The 15,603-nt window shown below is 37.2% G+C and carries 14 protein-coding genes and 11 tRNA genes (1 of these 25 cut by a window edge); 2 read left to right on the top strand and 23 right to left on the bottom strand.

The features are described 5' to 3' along the window. From M1D73_RS01440 to M1D73_RS01385, 12 genes are all read right to left on the bottom strand, one after another. Window positions 1-14: transfer RNA gene (locus M1D73_RS01440), tRNA-Pro, on the bottom strand (it extends 63 nt beyond the left edge of the window). Between the two features lie 4 nt (window positions 15-18). Continuing rightward, window positions 19-95 (bottom strand) — tRNA-Arg (locus tag M1D73_RS01435). A 96-nt stretch (window positions 96-191) separates the two neighbouring features. After that, window positions 192-274 (bottom strand) — tRNA-Leu (locus tag M1D73_RS01430). A 16-nt stretch (window positions 275-290) separates the two neighbouring features. Then, window positions 291-363 (bottom strand) — tRNA-Lys (locus tag M1D73_RS01425). 5 nt (window positions 364-368) lie between these two features. Further along, window positions 369-443, bottom strand: a tRNA-Gln gene (locus tag M1D73_RS01420). 87 nt (window positions 444-530) lie between these two features. Beyond that, a tRNA-Asp gene (locus M1D73_RS01415) sits at window positions 531-606 on the bottom strand. A gap of 3 nt (window positions 607-609) precedes the next feature. Beyond that, window positions 610-686, bottom strand: a tRNA-Met gene (locus tag M1D73_RS01410). 25 nt (window positions 687-711) lie between these two features. Further along, a tRNA-Val gene (locus M1D73_RS01405) sits at window positions 712-787 on the bottom strand. Between the two features lie 4 nt (window positions 788-791). After that, window positions 792-866: transfer RNA gene (locus M1D73_RS01400), tRNA-Glu, on the bottom strand. An 8-nt stretch (window positions 867-874) separates the two neighbouring features. After that, window positions 875-965, bottom strand: a tRNA-Ser gene (locus M1D73_RS01395). Window positions 966-968: 3 nt separating this feature from the next. Then, window positions 969-1,043: transfer RNA gene (locus M1D73_RS01390), tRNA-Asn, on the bottom strand. Between the two features lie 113 nt (window positions 1,044-1,156). Beyond that, window positions 1,157-1,615 carry a SprT family protein gene (locus M1D73_RS01385; protein WP_000344231.1) on the bottom strand — a complete coding sequence of 153 codons (459 nt, stop codon included), beginning with the start codon at window positions 1,613-1,615 and terminating at the stop codon, window positions 1,157-1,159. A 195-nt stretch (window positions 1,616-1,810) separates the two neighbouring features. Between M1D73_RS01385 and cmpA the strand changes: the two genes are divergently transcribed. Continuing rightward, window positions 1,811-1,927 (top strand): cortex morphogenetic protein CmpA, encoded by a 117-nt coding sequence (gene cmpA / locus M1D73_RS01380; protein ID WP_001143642.1) that lies wholly within the window; start codon window positions 1,811-1,813, stop codon window positions 1,925-1,927. Window positions 1,928-1,984: 57 nt separating this feature from the next. On the opposite strand, the gene M1D73_RS01375 is transcribed toward cmpA, so the two are convergent. From M1D73_RS01375 to acpS, 6 genes are all read right to left on the bottom strand, one after another. After that, a complete protein-coding gene (locus M1D73_RS01375) occupies window positions 1,985-4,153 on the bottom strand; it encodes a Tex family protein (RefSeq protein ID WP_000426242.1) in 2,169 nt (722 codons plus the stop codon). A gap of 67 nt (window positions 4,154-4,220) precedes the next feature. Then, window positions 4,221-4,571, bottom strand: coding sequence for a type II toxin-antitoxin system endoribonuclease NdoA (gene ndoA / locus M1D73_RS01370; RefSeq protein ID WP_000635963.1), 351 nt, complete (start codon window positions 4,569-4,571; stop codon window positions 4,221-4,223). Between the two features lie 4 nt (window positions 4,572-4,575). After that, window positions 4,576-4,863 carry an antitoxin EndoAI gene (locus tag M1D73_RS01365; protein ID WP_000004570.1) on the bottom strand — a complete coding sequence of 96 codons (288 nt, stop codon included), beginning with the start codon at window positions 4,861-4,863 and terminating at the stop codon, window positions 4,576-4,578. Window positions 4,864-5,171: 308 nt separating this feature from the next. Further along, window positions 5,172-6,341: an alanine racemase gene (gene alr / locus M1D73_RS01360; protein ID WP_000390615.1), complete on the bottom strand. Its 1,170-nt coding sequence runs from the start codon at window positions 6,339-6,341 to the stop codon at window positions 5,172-5,174. A 117-nt stretch (window positions 6,342-6,458) separates the two neighbouring features. Then, window positions 6,459-7,409 carry a LolA family protein gene (locus M1D73_RS01355; protein ID WP_002004297.1) on the bottom strand — a complete coding sequence of 317 codons (951 nt, stop codon included), beginning with the start codon at window positions 7,407-7,409 and terminating at the stop codon, window positions 6,459-6,461. 156 nt (window positions 7,410-7,565) lie between these two features. After that, complete coding sequence (gene acpS, locus M1D73_RS01350) at window positions 7,566-7,925, bottom strand: holo-ACP synthase (RefSeq protein ID WP_000583416.1); 360 nt, start codon at window positions 7,923-7,925, stop codon at window positions 7,566-7,568. A 93-nt stretch (window positions 7,926-8,018) separates the two neighbouring features. Here acpS and M1D73_RS01345 point away from each other — a divergent pair, with 93 nt between their 5' ends. Then, on the top strand, window positions 8,019-8,591 hold the full coding sequence (locus tag M1D73_RS01345; protein ID WP_000908523.1) for a rhomboid family intramembrane serine protease: 573 nt from the start codon (window positions 8,019-8,021) through the stop codon (window positions 8,589-8,591). On the opposite strand, the gene uvsE is transcribed toward M1D73_RS01345, so the two are convergent. From uvsE to M1D73_RS01320, 5 genes are all read right to left on the bottom strand, one after another. Then, window positions 8,584-9,546 (bottom strand): UV DNA damage repair endonuclease UvsE, encoded by a 963-nt coding sequence (uvsE, locus tag M1D73_RS01340; RefSeq protein WP_000961166.1) that lies wholly within the window; start codon window positions 9,544-9,546, stop codon window positions 8,584-8,586. The genes M1D73_RS01345 and uvsE overlap by 8 nt on opposite strands. A gap of 96 nt (window positions 9,547-9,642) precedes the next feature. Next, window positions 9,643-11,220: a degradosome RNA helicase CshA gene (gene cshA / locus M1D73_RS01335; protein WP_000206591.1), complete on the bottom strand. Its 1,578-nt coding sequence runs from the start codon at window positions 11,218-11,220 to the stop codon at window positions 9,643-9,645. Window positions 11,221-11,525: 305 nt separating this feature from the next. Continuing rightward, the gene (gene murF, locus M1D73_RS01330; RefSeq protein ID WP_000595957.1) at window positions 11,526-12,902 is read right to left on the bottom strand and encodes a UDP-N-acetylmuramoyl-tripeptide--D-alanyl-D-alanine ligase; all 1,377 of its coding nucleotides are present in this window, start codon (window positions 12,900-12,902) and stop codon (window positions 11,526-11,528) included. 62 nt (window positions 12,903-12,964) lie between these two features. Continuing rightward, complete coding sequence (locus M1D73_RS01325) at window positions 12,965-14,050, bottom strand: D-alanine--D-alanine ligase (RefSeq protein ID WP_000161427.1); 1,086 nt, start codon at window positions 14,048-14,050, stop codon at window positions 12,965-12,967. Between the two features lie 228 nt (window positions 14,051-14,278). Next, window positions 14,279-15,550, bottom strand: coding sequence for an MDR family MFS transporter (locus M1D73_RS01320; RefSeq protein WP_000799723.1), 1,272 nt, complete (start codon window positions 15,548-15,550; stop codon window positions 14,279-14,281). Window positions 15,551-15,603 lie beyond the last annotated feature (53 nt).

The raw sequence follows: 15,603 nt of genomic DNA, 5'->3' as shown, positions 1-15,603 counted from the left end.
TGAGCCACTTCCCGTAATTGGCGCGCCCGAGAGGAGTCGAACCCCTAACCTCTTGATCCGTAGTCAAACGCTCTATCCAATTGAGCTACGGGCGCTTATTCATGATGTTTTTTCGTCGTTGTAATTTGGCGACTCAATTATCTTATCATACTACATTTTCAAATGCAAGCACTTTTTTAAGATTTTTTTGATGCGGCCGAGAGGACTTGAACCTCCACGGGGTTTCCCCCACTAGGCCCTCAACCTAGCGCGTCTGCCGTTCCGCCACGACCGCGCGGAAAAAACAAAAGTGAGCCATGAAGGACTCGAACCTTCGACCCTCTGATTAAAAGTCAGATGCTCTACCAACTGAGCTAATGGCTCGTAAATGGCTGGGCTAGCTGGATTCGAACCAGCGCATGACGGAGTCAAAGTCCGTTGCCTTACCGCTTGGCTATAGCCCATCGAAATAATTATCTTCTTTTCAAAGACAAATGTTATTGTAACATAATGTCCAATAAAAAACAACTGCTATATAGCAGAAGTTAAAATGGCGGTCCCGACCGGGGTCGAACCGGCGATCTCCTGCGTGACAGGCAGGCATGTTAACCACTACACCACGGGACCATTTGGTTGCGGGGACAGGATTTGAACCTGCGACCTTCGGGTTATGAGCCCGACGAGCTACCGTGCTGCTCCACCCCGCGACAATACTATTCATATAAAATTATATGGTGGAGGATGACGGGATCGAACCGCCGACCCCCTGCTTGTAAGGCAGGTGCTCTCCCAGCTGAGCTAATCCTCCGAAGTGGTGACCCGTACGGGATTCGAACCCGTGTTACCGCCGTGAAAGGGCGGTGTCTTAACCACTTGACCAACGGGCCAATATGTATGGCAGAGAAGAAGGGATTCGAACCCTCGCACCGCGTTAGCGATCTACTCCCTTAGCAGGGGAGCCCCTTGAGCCACTTGGGTACTTCTCTGTATGGCTCCGCAGGTAGGACTCGAACCTACGACCGATCGGTTAACAGCCGATAGCTCTACCACTGAGCTACTGCGGAATAATGAAGACAATTTGTATCTTATAAAAATTCTCTCTGTAAGTCAAGAAGTTTTTAACAACATCTTGTTCAAACGTGACATGTTTATAATATACTGGATTGCGTTTTTACTGTCAAGATGTTTTCGATATCGGTTTGAGTTTCCCTTTACACTTTCCACAGACATATCTTTTTATATTTATTTGACGCCTTCTTACATATTGAAGTGAACACTCCATACATTCATACTTATAAATCTTTTTTTCCTTCTCTTCATTAATCATTCGTTTACAAAAACGTGGTGCATCAACTTTCTTTAACAACTCACGAAAATCCCTGTCCCCGTGCTTATACCCTCTTCCTGCAATATGTAAGTGATAATGACAAAGCTCATGTTTAATAATCCCGACTAACTCTTCTTCACCATACAATTCGTAATATCGATAATTCAGTTCGATATTATGACTCTTCAATAAATAACGCCCACCAGTTGTACGTAATCTATTATTAAACACCGCTTTATGTAAGAACGGCATCTCAAAGTATTGTAGTGACACTTCTTCCACTAGTCGCTGAATTTCTTGCTCATCCAATCTCATTCCTCCTAAACAAAAAAATATTTTTACACTTTTCTCCCTTCTTATACATATATTAAATAGTACATATACCCATCCTCATGTAAGAAGCGTGGTTTCTAAAAACAAAACATGAATAGAAATCCACTCACCAACCTCTCATCAATAGCATTTTAGATTTTTGAGAGCAGGATTAAACAAGGAGGGATTCCTATGCCTACGTGGCTAAAAAAACAAATGCAACGTGCATATTTCGAAAAAAACCGGTATCAAATTAAGTTATTAAATGAATGCTGGTTTTATTATAGCAAAATACATCAAAGCTCATAATCCATTACACTTTTTATTTCATAAAAAAAGAGCAGTTTCATCTGCTCTCTTCTCTTACTATTCAATCGGCAACATAGATAGTGCAACGCGTCCTTTTTTTGTATCAATATCATCTACCCATACTTTTACAATTTGCCCTACTGATACAACATCTAACGGATGCTTTACAAACTGTTTGCTAAGTTTAGAAATATGTACTAAACCATCTTGCTTTACACCAACATCAACAAAAGCACCAAAATCAACAACGTTACGAACTGTTCCTTCTAGTTCCATACCACGTTTTAAATCTTCTAATTTCAAAATCCCTTTTTTCAAAAGTGGTTTAGGCAACTCATCCCTCATATCTCGTTCAGGACTAATAAGCGCATCTATAATATCAACTAACGTCGGCTCCCCAACTCCTGTTTCTTGAGATAACTTAGAAATCTCTACTTCTTCCAATCTCTTTTGTAATTGCGGTTGTCCTACGTCATCTATCGATAACCCTAGACTCTTCAATAACAATTCAACATTTTTATATTGCTCTGGATGAATACCTGTTCGATCTAATGGATTCGCTCCTTCTAGTATACGTAAGAAACCTATACATTGTTCATAAGTCTTTGCACCTAAACGTGGGATTTTCTTTAATTCCGTGCGCTTCGTGAATTTCCCGTCTTCTTCTCTCTTTGCTACAATATTTTTCGCAACAGTTTTCGATAAACCTGAAACATATTGTAACAATGCAACCGAAGCCGTATTTACATTAACCCCAACTTGGTTAACAGCTGTTTCTACTACAAATGTTAATGACTCATTCAGTCTCTTTTGAGATACATCATGTTGGTATTGTCCAACCCCAACTGATTTAGGATCAATTTTCACAAGTTCAGCAAGTGGATCTTGCAGACGTCTCCCAATAGAAACGGCACTTCTCTCTTCAACTTGTAAATTTGGGAATTCCTCACGGGCTAAATCAGAAGCTGAATATACACTAGCACCCGCTTCATTTACAATAATATAAAAGACATCTCGGTTCACACTTTGTAATACATCTACTATAAACTCTTCTGTTTCTCTAGATGCTGTCCCATTACCAATTGCAATCATTTCAACTTGATATTTATCTATAATAGAAAGAACTTTCGTTTTTGCATCATCATATTTACGAACAGGTGGATGCGGATAAATAACATCGATATGTAGTACTTTCCCCGTATCATCTACTACAGACAATTTACAACCAGTTCTATATGCCGGATCTACCGCTAGCACGACTTTCCCTTTCATCGGAGGTTGTAATAATAAGTTACGTAAGTTCTCAGAGAAAATATGTATTGCTTGTTCTTCAGCTGTTTCTGTTAATTCTTTACGAATCTCTCTTTCGATTGAAGATTGAATTAATCGTTTATAACCATCTTCAATCGCTAATTGTACATAATGTGCACTTTTCGAATCGTTATCACGAATTACTTTCTTATTTAAGAAGGTTACTATCTCATCTACTGGTGGAACAACAGCAACTCTCAATATATCTTCTTTCTCGCCACGATTCATTGCTAATACACGATGTGGTACTACTTTTTGCAATGGTTCTTCATAACTGTAATACATTTCATATATATTCTTTTCATCTTTTTCTTCATCTTTCACGGAAGAAGACATAACACCTTTTCTAAAAGTAACATTTCGAATCCAACTACGATACGCAGCTTCATCTGAAACCATTTCTGCAATAATGTCTTGTGCACCTTGTAAAGCTTCTTCTGCAGATTGCACTTCTTTCTCTACATTAATAAATTCCACTGCCTTTTTAGCCGGATCTTCTTTCTTATATAACAATAACCATTCAGCTAATGGTTCTAATCCTTTTTCTTTAGCAACTGTCGCTTTTGTTCTTCTTTTCTCTTTATATGGACGATATAGATCTTCTACTTCTTGCAACTTTGTAGCTTTAACAATTTGCTGTCGTAGCTCTTCTGTCAGTTTCCCCTTCTCATCAATAAGACGAAGAACTTCTTCCTTCCTATCTTCAAGTTGCATCATATATTGCCATCTCTCTAAAATCGTACGAATTTGCACCTCATCTAAAGAGCCTGTCCATTCTTTTCGGTAACGAGCAATAAATGGAACTGTGTTACCTTCTTCTGTTAATTGAATAACATGACGAACTTGCTTTTCGGTAAAGCCTAATTCTTTCACTAACATTTTCATTAACGCTTGTCGATTATCTACCATTTCCATATACAACCGTAACCTCCTCTATAATAAAAAAAGTTGCCCTTCAAAGAGAGCAACTTAAACTGCCGATTTAAAAATCTATTAGTCCTAAACTAATTTGTAGCGCTTCATCTACACGAATCATCATCACTTCATCTAAGTGAGTGATTTTGTCCGTTAAGCGCTGCTTATCGATTGTTCGAATCTGCTCAAGTAAAATAACAGAATCTCTCTCAAAACCGTACTTTTTCGCATCAATTTCCACATGAGTGGGTAATTTCGCTTTTTGAATCTGTGCAGTAATAGCCGCTACAATCACCGTTGGACTAAAACGATTTCCGATGTCATTTTGAATGACAAGAACCGGACGAACGCCTCCTTGCTCAGAACCAACAACTGGGGAAAGGTCTGCAAAATACACGTCGCCGCGTTTTACAATCAAAATATTACCCCCCGCTAACTAAGCGTTCTACTGTATGAGCTGCTTCATACTCTGCTAAGAAAGCTTCAGATGCAATACCAAGATTAATTTTTCCCATTTCAATGTACCCACGTCGCATTGATTCATGTTGGTAGCGTTTCTTCGTCTTATGTTGACGCAATAACAATTGTGTTGCCTGGCAAATTAGTTCATGGCGATTCTTATTCTCTTGTTTTCCAATTCCGTCCAATTCCGTTACCATTTGCTTTGGCAACCGAACCACGATTTCAGTAGTTACACTTGATTCGGACACAAAAATACACCTCCACCGTCAACTACACACCCAAATATATATATGACACCTATTGTAATAATACCATTGTATGGAGCCTGTTGCAAAGACTTCCTTATTCCTTGCTTATGTTTTCCAATTCACAAACAAAACATTCATCTTCTTAAATTTTTTATCTCATAACTAACTAAAAACAATAGAACTCCTCTTCAAAACTTACGTGCAACTTATATAAAAAATGATTATAAGTAAAAAGCTTCTCATCAAAAAGAGCTTATTATCCAGCAATGAACAGTCACTCCAATGACAAGAAGCAATCATACTACCTTCTATATATTGTTCAAGTAATTAATTATCTCTACAACCTTACCATTCCGTATAAATATTCTTGGCACACGGAAACTAATCGTTGCAATAATTTCATAATTAATAGTCCCTGAGTATTCCGCAACCTCTGTAGCGCTAATATACTCATCTCCTTGCCTTCCAATAAGCGTAACTTTCGTACCAAGTGGCACTTCACAAGGAAGATGGATCATGAACTGATCCATTGTTACTCGCCCTACAATCGGTACCCTTTTACCATTTATAAGCACTTCAAATCCTTGTAACCTCCTAAGCCACCCATCTGCATAGCCAATCGCTACAGTCGCAATCCATTCTTCAGTTTTCGTTCGGTAGGTGACGTTATAACTAATTCCATCACCTTTAATTACCTGTTTAATATGAGCGACTTTCGTATGAAGTGATAGCGCCGGTTCTAATTCAAATGGTAAAAAAGGACGTATTTCTACAGAAGGAGATAATCCATACATTGCAATCCCAATTCGCACTGCATTAAATGTAATCCCTTGAAAACGTAACGTCGCAGCACTATTAGCTGTATGAACAAACTTAGGATCCACTCCGAATTCTTTCAACCAACTTAACTGCTCTAAGAACGTGTTATATTGCTTATCAAAATACGAAGTCTCAACCTCATCTGCCGTTGCAAAATGCGTGTATACTCCTTCTAACTCTAAAAACGGTGCACCCTCTAAACTCTTTAAAAATTCTTTTAGCTCTTTTCTTTCACGTATTCCAATTCTCCCCATACCACTATCAAAGTTAATATGGAATTTCATTACAGATGAACCATCCCAAAGTTTAATTGCTTCGTCCACCCATTCTTTTTGAAAAACAGTTAGCGCTACATCATTTTCAGCAGCTACATTTACATCACGCGGCGGCGAGGGACCTAACACTAAAATCGGCTCAGTAATACCAGCCCTCCGAAGCACTAAAGCTTCATCTAAAAAAGCAACAGCTAACCTTGTTGCACCTGCTTCTAATGCCGTTTTAGCCACCGGTACATAATCGTGCCCATATGCGTTTGCTTTAACTACAGCAAAAATCTCTACATTACTTGGGATGAACTCTTTAATATGTGTAACGTTGTTATAAATGGCATCTAAATCCACTTCCACCCAAGTGTCACGGTAAAATGGTGCTTCTTCCATAAATACACTTCCTTATACACGATATGCGAAGCTTATTCTTTTATATGCTTCTTTTATGAAATCCACCTTCAAACTAAGAAAAGACGTGGTGCACATATATCACCACGTCTAAGAAGTTTACTTCACCTGCTTCGCTGTAACTGAACGAGCAACCATTAACAGCTCCTTCGGCTCTAAACCTTTAGACACGAGCATATATTCTACTCCGTTATGCGACCACGTTACAGAGTCTTTCGTTAATGCACCAATCGTAAATCCAAGATCAACTGGTTCTCCACTTACACTTACCGCTGATGATGCCTCTGCAACTTTTGCCTTTTCTTGTATTAAAGTAAAGGATTTCTTATTTCCAGTGTATGTGAGTATCGCACGCTTGCCACTGTCTGTCTTCAACTCTTTTTCATCTTGCAGAGTCATACCTTGTGGTGTATCAAGTGGATACAAAATAGCAAACGGTTTGTCTTCTTTCGCTGTTGTTTGAACATCTACCTGCGCTCTAGACATATTTTGTTTCGTATCAAATGCACCTTTATCAAATTTCGCATCGAATTTCACTTTAGAGAAATCTACTTTCACAAGAACATTTTGATCATTATCCATTAACTTCACTGAAACTGGAGTCAAGTCGCTCTTATTCAATGTAATCTCTTGTCTCGGCAACATATTTTGATGTTGATAGTTTGTTTTTGTTTTAAAAATATAATACTTATCTGTTTTCTCAAAAGTAAGGTTTTTCTTGTCCTGCAAAATATCTCTTACAAGTGATTCATATAAATAAGCCTGGCTACTATTTTGCGGCCAATCACTTTGAAAACGGAAGCTCTTATTAAGTGCTGGCGTTAATACAAATACACCTTCTTCATTTCTCAAAATAATTTGGCTCTGATCTTTTTTTGCATTTTTTAAATTCACACGATAAAAAGACGGTTCCTTATGCCAAATCTCTACGTTATACTCTTGAGGCTCATTGCCTGTTTTAATAGATAATTTTGCCTCAGCTTGATAACTTTTCATCCCTTTTACTTTTGATTCTAAATCTCTCACGACATCATCTTGCTTCTTTTCCATACAACCCGCCAACACAAAAACGGTCAACAAACCGACAAGAACTAAAAACAGACGCCTTTTCATCAATTCAGCCCCTTTGCCCCTATAAATGAATGGAAGATGTACCTTCCTTATCGCTACCTCAAATATATGAGACAAAGATATAAAATATGCAGACTAGCGTGACAAGCTTTCTAAAACAACTTGAGCAACAGCAAATTCCTTACTATGACTAATTGATAAATGAACAATATACTCTGTACTTGTAATCAGAATTGGCTTACCTCTTTCATCATTTTTCACTTCAATATCTAAAAAACTCACTTCTTTTCCGATACCAGTACCTACAGCTTTTGAATACGCCTCTTTCGCTGCAAACCTTCCAGCTACAAACTCTGTAAGGCGACTTCCTTTCAGCTCCATAGCAACATTACGTTCATTTTCCGTTAAAATACGTTCCATAAATTTAAGCTTTCCATCTAGCATTTTTTCAATACGATTTAATTCAATAATATCGATACCAATCCCTATAATCATTTCAAAATCCCCTTCTTCTATTTAACTTTCTTCTTTCATATTGATAAGAATAACAGAGAATCTTTCTGATGCAAAAGGGGTGATAGTAACCGTATGCTAATAAGATCCACTCATATTTCTTTACAACCGACTATTCTTACCTTACTGCTTATTCATTTAGTCATGATGATATTAGGCGACTTTTTTCTCTTACCACTGGCAGCCTCTAATGAATATATCGCGAAAGGAGAATGGTGGCGTGTCATAACTTCTCTTCTCGTACACGTAGACTTACAACATTTTCTTTCTAATAGTATTTTTTTGTTTGCTCTTGGTTCTTCTATCGAAAAGCAACTCGGACACTTTTCTTTTTTTATTCTATTTTTTCTCTCTGGAATTTCTGGAAATATTTCTTCTTATATTATTATGCCGCTTGAATATATTCACGCAGGTGCATCAGGTGGTATTTTCGGACTATTAGGTGCACAGTTATTTTTATTGTACAATCGATACCGCTCTTCAAAACCAAAAGAAATTGCCATTTTCTCAATTATGATACTTCTATTACTACTATTTACTTTCTTTAACCCTTCTGCCAATCCGATCAGTCATTTAACAGGTTTAATAACCGGTGGCATTTTAACCCCTTTTTTAACAAAAAAAAACGATGGTGCAAAGCTTATTTAATATAAAAGCTTGCACCATCGATAATTTCTACATCTACTTGTTCACTTAAATCTCTCATTAATTGAAATAAAGACTCATCCTTCATCTTCGCCTCAATCATACAATCAATTTGCGGAACACTTCCCTTTATCCTTCTTAAAAAAGATAAAAATGCGTCTACATTAATATAATCTGCATGAGCTCTTGGATCTTTTCCCTCTCTAGGGCTAGAGATATGCATTTTAATCGGCAACAAAGACGTTTCCCACGTATGAACAACACGTGCCCAATCTTCATACCAATCTTCTTGCTCATTATTCATCATATGGTGATGCAAGTCAAATACGACGGGAATATCTAATTTTTCTCCTAAATATAATGTTTCCTCTAACGTAAAGGTTGTATCATCATTTTCTAATATAATCATTTCTTGAATACCCCTTGGGACATTCGACCAATTCTCTATAAAGCGCTCTAATGCAAGTTCTTTATCTTTATATCCTCCTCCAACATGCAGTACACATCGTTGCTTATGTTCAATCCCCATGCCTTTTAATAATTTTTTGTGCATCTGCAATGTTTTTACAGATTGTTTAAAAACACTCTCCTCAGGTGAATTTAGTACAACAAAATGATCTGGATGGAAATCAATTCTCATATTCATATGAACTGCATATTCACCTAGTTTTTTTAAATTTTCTTTTAACGGACGAATATAGTTCCACTCTAGCAATTCCTCATGATTCGCTAAAGGAATGAGCTTTGAACTGAGCCGAAAGAAAGATATGTCATGCCCTTTATTATGCTTTAATAAACGTAAACAATTTTCTAAATTGGAATTAGCAATTCTTTCAAGCTTACGAATTGCAGCATCACGATCATCTAATTTCTGAAACTGTGCATACGTCATCGTTTGAGATGGAGATGCATTCTTCAAATGTACACTCATCGCAACGTAACCAAGCCTTACAAGCATATAACAGCCCCTTTTCTATCATAACTATTATGTAGTATGCACAATTATAGAAATAAAAAAAAGAGAATGCCCGCAAAGGGCATTCTCTTTTTTTTATTAAGCTTGTGGACGGCTATGATGTTTTCTTTCGCCGCGTCCATTTGAAGAACCAGGGCGACCTTGGCCTTCACCTCTACGACCACGACTACCACCATCACGATTACGATCACGGTTTCCGTCACGATTACGTCCATCACGGTTACGGTCACGATTACGTCCATCGCCACCGCCGCGTCCATCACGACTACGATTACGGTTACCATCACGGTATCCGCCTCCGTTACCGCCGCGTTTTTTAGAACCGCCGCCTCTTGAAACAACAGGTGGTTCTGATGTTAAAGCGATCGGAGTTGTATCCGGCTCTTTAGTCATCATTTTTAAAGCAGCAGCTACTACTGTTACAGAGTCATTTTCTTCTAACATTTCTTCTGCAATACGCTTGTAGTATGCTAAGTTTTCATTTTCAATTGTGCTTTGAAGCTTTTCAGCGATTAAACGTTGTTGACCTTCTAATGCCTCGTCAAGTGTCGGTGCATCCATACGGTCCATTTTACGTTTTGTTGTACGCTCGATATTTTTTAATTGTCCTGATTCACGTGGTGTTACAAATAGCATTGCAATACCTTTTTTACCTGCACGACCAGTACGACCGATACGGTGAACGTATGATTCTGGATCTTGTGGAATATCGAAGTTATATACGTGCGTTACGCCTGAAATATCAAGACCACGCGCAGCAACGTCTGTTGCAACAAGAACTTCAATAGAACCTTCTTTAAATTTACGTAATACAGACATACGTTTCGCCTGAGTTAAATCACCGTGAATACCTTCTGCAGCATAACCACGTAAGTTTAATGCTTCTGATAATTCATCAACACGACGCTTTGTACGACCAAATACGATTGCAAGCTCTGGAGATTGAATATCTAATAAGCGTGTTAACACGTCAAACTTTTTCTTTTCTTGCACTTCTAAATAGAACTGCTGAATGTTTGGCATTGTTACTTCTTTTGCTTTTACTTTAATGTGTTGAGGCTCAGTCATGAAACGCTCAGCAATACGGCGGATTGGATCCGGCATTGTCGCTGAGAATAGTAATGTTTGATGTGTTTCTGGCACATCTGTTAAAATTGCTTCAATGTCTTCAATGAAGCCCATGTTTAACATTTCATCCGCTTCGTCAAGAACAACTGTCTCTACGTTTTGCAGACGAAGTGTTTTACGGTTAATATGATCTAAAATACGACCCGGCGTACCAACAATAATGTGTGGGTGTTTTTTTAGAGCACGAATTTGGCGGTTAATATCTTGACCACCATAAATCGGTAAAATACGAACGCGTTTATGCTTACCAATTTTGTATAATTCTTCTCCAACTTGAATTGCTAATTCACGCGTTGGCGCGATAACAATACCTTGAACCGATTCTTTATGTGTATCCACTTTATCTAATAGTGGTAATCCGAATGCTGCTGTTTTCCCTGTACCTGTTTGCGCTTGCCCAATAATATCTTTACCTTGCAATGCATGTGGAATTGTTTCAGCTTGAATTGGTGTAGCCTCTTCAAAGCCCATACTTTCAACAGATTGCAGTAAAGAATCACTTAATCCTAATTCTCGAAATGTTGTCAATGTTACTTCTCCTTTTCTATCCTATACTTATCATTTAAAAAAAGGCGTTTTCCGAATTTGCGGAAAAGCCCTTTTCCTGAATGCTCACGTATATAAACGGGCGTATATTCTTCACGAAAATACTTCTAAACGTTATTACACTTTATCAATTATAAGTTTTGTATGTGTAAAAAGCAAACCCAACTGTTACCTTATTTTCATATTCAGAGTTTTTTTCTTCACTTTTATTTTTTTATATTTACTGTAAGCGCTTATTATAAGTTTCTTCTATTTTCGTAACTATCATCCCTATTTATATACACCAATTATTTCAACATCGTAATTACTTCTTCTAATTTCATACCGCGAGATGCTTTTATTAATACAACATCTTTCACATCGACTACTGCTTGTAAATCTTTTACTAACTCTTCTTTATTATCATACGCCTTTACACGTTCATTAGGGAAATTAATTTTTGCTCCTTCAGCAATTTGAGCCCCTAATCTACCGTATGTGAATACATGTGAGATTTTTGCTGGATCGATTAATTTTCCTACCTCATAATGGAACTGTACTTCTTGATCTCCAAGTTCTAACATATCACCGAGCACAACGATTTTTTTAGCAAAACCATCTAAACCATTCATTAAATGGAATGCTGCTTCCATAGCCGTCGGGCTTGCATTATAAGCATCGTTGATAATTGTTAAACCACTATTTGTTTTCACAATTTCCATACGCATGCCCGTCATTTGAAGTGTTACTAAACCTTCTTTCATCTCTTCCCACGTTACACCAAAATGTTTCGCAATTGCCATTGAAGCAAGTGTATTATACACATTATGTTTTCCTAACACCGGTAAGTAGAATGAAATATTTTCATCTCTATTCATTTTGAAATGTGTCCCAGTTGCTTGTAATGTTACAGTCGTTGGATAATAATCGTTTGCTCTTGCATCACCAAACGTAACCGTTTCTGCTGCTAAATTCATTCCAGGAACACGATTCGTTAATAAAGGCTCATCTCCGTTATATACGAACACGCCACCTTCTTGTAATCCTGTAACAATTTCTAATTTCGCTTCAGCAATTGCCTCACGAGATCCTAAATCCATTAAATGTGCCTCACCAATATTTGTAATGATAGCTGCATTAGGACGAGCTAACTTAGATAAGAATTCAATTTCGCCTCGGCTTGACATACCCATCTCTAATACTGCTACTTCTGTATTTTCTTCTAAGTTTAAAATGGTAAGAGGTAATCCGATATGGTTATTGAAGTTCCCTTCTGTTTTTTGCACTTTGAATTTAGTCGCAAGAAGACTTGTTACAATATCTTTCGTAGATGTTTTACCGTTACTACCCGTTACACCTACAACTTTAACATCCAATTGATCGCGATAGTTTTTCGCTAACATTTGCAATGCCGATAGCGTGTCTTCTACAAAAATAACCGGGAGATTCTCAGGTGGATTCGCTACATCTTTCATCCATAATGTAGCCACAGCTCCATTTTCAACAGCTTTATCTACAAAAGCATGTCCATCGAAGCGCTCCCCTTGAATCGGAACATACAAGTTTCCTTTTTCAATTTTTCTCGTATCAATAGACACGCCTTGAATAGTAATTCCCTCATATTGCTCTGCTAATTCAGTACCATTTACCATCTGTTCCACTTGCTTTAACATTCGCTTTATCATATATAAACGCTCCTTACATAGAGGAAGCACTATTCCTATGAATAGTGCTTCCTCCTTTTTTGTTAGATTGTATATTTAATTTTTTGTTTTTCTTCGTGACGTTCAATCGCTAAACGAATTAGCTCTTCGATTAATTCTGGATATGGTAACCCAGTATGTTGCCATAATAGAGGGAACATACTGAACGGTGTAAATCCTGGCATTGTGTTTACTTCGTTAATATACACTTCTCCATCTTTCGTTAAGAAGAAATCAGCTCGCGTTAAACCTGCACCGTCTAATGATTGGAATGCAATAATCGCATCACGCTTAATTACATTAGATTCTTCTTCTGTCATTTCAGCTGGAATAATTAGCGCCGTATCACCATCGATATATTTCGACTTATAATCATAGAAGTCCTTTTTCGGAACGATTTCACCTACAACTGAACATTTCGGCTCATCATTACCTAGTACCCCAACTTCTACTTCACGACCTACAATATTTTCTTCTACAATAATTTTGCGATCAAATTGGAATGCCTCTACAAATGCATCCTCAAGTTCTTCACGATTTTTACACTTATTAATACCAACACTTGAACCAAGGTTCGCTGGTTTTACGAAGCAAGGATATCCTAACTTATCTTCTACTTTAGAATAAGCTTCCTCACGATTTTTTTCCCATGCACTACGAATGAAGGATGCATATTTTGCTTGTTTTAAACCAGCCTCTGCAAAGATGTTTTTCATAACAACTTTATCCATACCAGCAGATGATGCTAGAACACCATTTCCTACATAAGGGATATTCATTAATTCTAATAGTCCTTGAACCGTTCCATCTTCACCGTTTGGTCCATGTAGTAATGGGAAAATAACGTCAATAGCGTTCTCCTCAGAAGCTGCAGATGGGATAATTTCTGTACTTAATGATAACGGAGAAATCGCATTTTCTGCACCGCTCATTTTTAAAGCTTCAACATCTGTTACTTCGCCTTCAATACGCTCACCACGTACCCATTGACCTTGTTCTGTAATATAAATTGGATGAATCTCGAATTTATCTTGATTTAACGCTTTAATAGCAGCAAGAGCCGTCTGTAGCGAAACTTGATGCTCAGCTGATTTTCCACCATATAATAAACCTAATTTAATTTTCGTCAATGAAATCACCCTAACCAATTGTTTTCATTTTTCTATTTTAGCACTTTTTATAAAAATAGGTAGTTCCTATTTGAAATAAAATGTAACTTCCATAAATAATTAAATAACATCACTTATTGGTTTTTCATTTCATTTTCTATATAGCTACACAAAATAAAATGGCAATCTAATCTAGTTATGTACCTAAAATATGTAGAAATCCCCTTTTTTGTGTATGTCACCTATTCACTAAGAAGATTGTTTGGTTAGTGTGTCTTTTTGCCTTTGCTCAACAAGACGATCTAAAGAAACATATACAATACCTGCAACTACACATCCTACAGCTAAAATTGTAAATAGAAAGTGACCAAGTAATCGATCTAATAAAAAACCGCCCAAAAGTGGACCAAATGCGCTTCCTGTAATCCACTGCAAACTTGCAGCTCCCATATAAGTCCCTCTCAAATGCTCAGGGGCCAAATTTGCTACAAATGTCATCTGTACAGGTGACATAATCATCTCACCTAACGTATATATAGCATAAACGAACAGTAGTATTATTAAAATAATTGTAGCATTTGTATTAAATTCTCCAAACCACTTCGGTAACCACCCTATAAAAAATAATCCAATCCCGAATAAACATGCACCATATAACATCGTCTTCCCGACCGGTTTATCCGTAGCCCATTTTGAAATTTGAAACTGGAATAAAACAACTAATAGTCCGTTTAACGCCATTAAATATGGATATGGATTATTCGTTCCAAAAATATGCTTCATTTCATTATCAAAATGTAGTGGCAACATGCCTTCGGTTTGAGAAAACCCCATCGAAATGATAATGCCTGCTAATAAGTAAATCATTAGTACCTTATCTCGCATTACAATTTTCCAAACTGCCCCAGTTTCCTTTTCTTTATGTTCTTCCTTATCTGTCCTTTTTGGCATCGTCTCTTGAATAAGAAGTAATACAAGTAACGCATAAAATAGCATTGTAGAAGAGGCAATAATAAACACAAGGTTCTTTGACAACACAACTACTGATGCTCCCATTATCGGACCAATCGCAGCACCTATATTGTGTCCCATTCGTAATAAACCATATGCCTCTGTTCTTTTTTCTGGTGCCGTTACATCCGCGACCATAGCTGATGCAGCTGGATGAAATAAAGAATTACTCAACCCTAAAAAAATAGATAAAATTGCATATGGAATAAATCCTTCTATAAATAGAAAACCGAGCATTAATAATGCATTACTTGCCATAGAAAATATCATAATAGGCTTTCTTCCATATATGTCAGCAATTCTCCCTCCTATAAGTGATCCAAAACTTGCAGCAATTGGAGAAAGCGCCATAATAACCCCAACTTCCAACAACGAATCTACCTTATCTTTTAAATATAATGCAAAAAAAGGCATTAACATCATCATTGCAATTCCATTTAACGTCTCTCCAATAAATCGAATCCATACGTTACGGTCCATCTCCCTTAACTCACGCCACGTATTTTTCATCATTTCACCCCTTTAGTTAGCCAACAATTATCTTATAATAAGTTCAGAAAAAT

The organism is Bacillus sp. PK3-067, from assembly GCF_056738645.1.
This window is presented reverse-complemented; position numbering and strand designations above follow the sequence as displayed.

Excerpts from the sequence above, each read along its gene's own strand:
- cmpA (WP_001143642.1), top strand. The coding sequence starts at position 1,811 with ATGCCTACGTGGCTAAAAAAACAAATGCAACGTGCATATTTCGAAAAA.
- M1D73_RS01375 (WP_000426242.1), bottom strand. The coding sequence starts at position 4,153 with ATGGAAATGGTAGATAATCGACAAGCGTTAATGAAAATGTTAGTGAAA.
- alr (WP_000390615.1), bottom strand. The coding sequence starts at position 6,341 with ATGGAAGAAGCACCATTTTACCGTGACACTTGGGTGGAAGTGGATTTA.
- M1D73_RS01355 (WP_002004297.1), bottom strand. The coding sequence starts at position 7,409 with ATGGAAAAGAAGCAAGATGATGTCGTGAGAGATTTAGAATCAAAAGTA.
- acpS (WP_000583416.1), bottom strand. The coding sequence starts at position 7,925 with ATGATTATAGGGATTGGTATCGATATTATTGAATTAAATCGTATTGAA.
- M1D73_RS01345 (WP_000908523.1), top strand. The coding sequence starts at position 8,019 with ATGCTAATAAGATCCACTCATATTTCTTTACAACCGACTATTCTTACC.
- uvsE (WP_000961166.1), bottom strand. The coding sequence starts at position 9,546 with ATGCTTGTAAGGCTTGGTTACGTTGCGATGAGTGTACATTTGAAGAAT.
- murF (WP_000595957.1), bottom strand. The coding sequence starts at position 12,902 with ATGATAAAGCGAATGTTAAAGCAAGTGGAACAGATGGTAAATGGTACT.
- M1D73_RS01320 (WP_000799723.1), bottom strand. The coding sequence starts at position 15,550 with ATGAAAAATACGTGGCGTGAGTTAAGGGAGATGGACCGTAACGTATGG.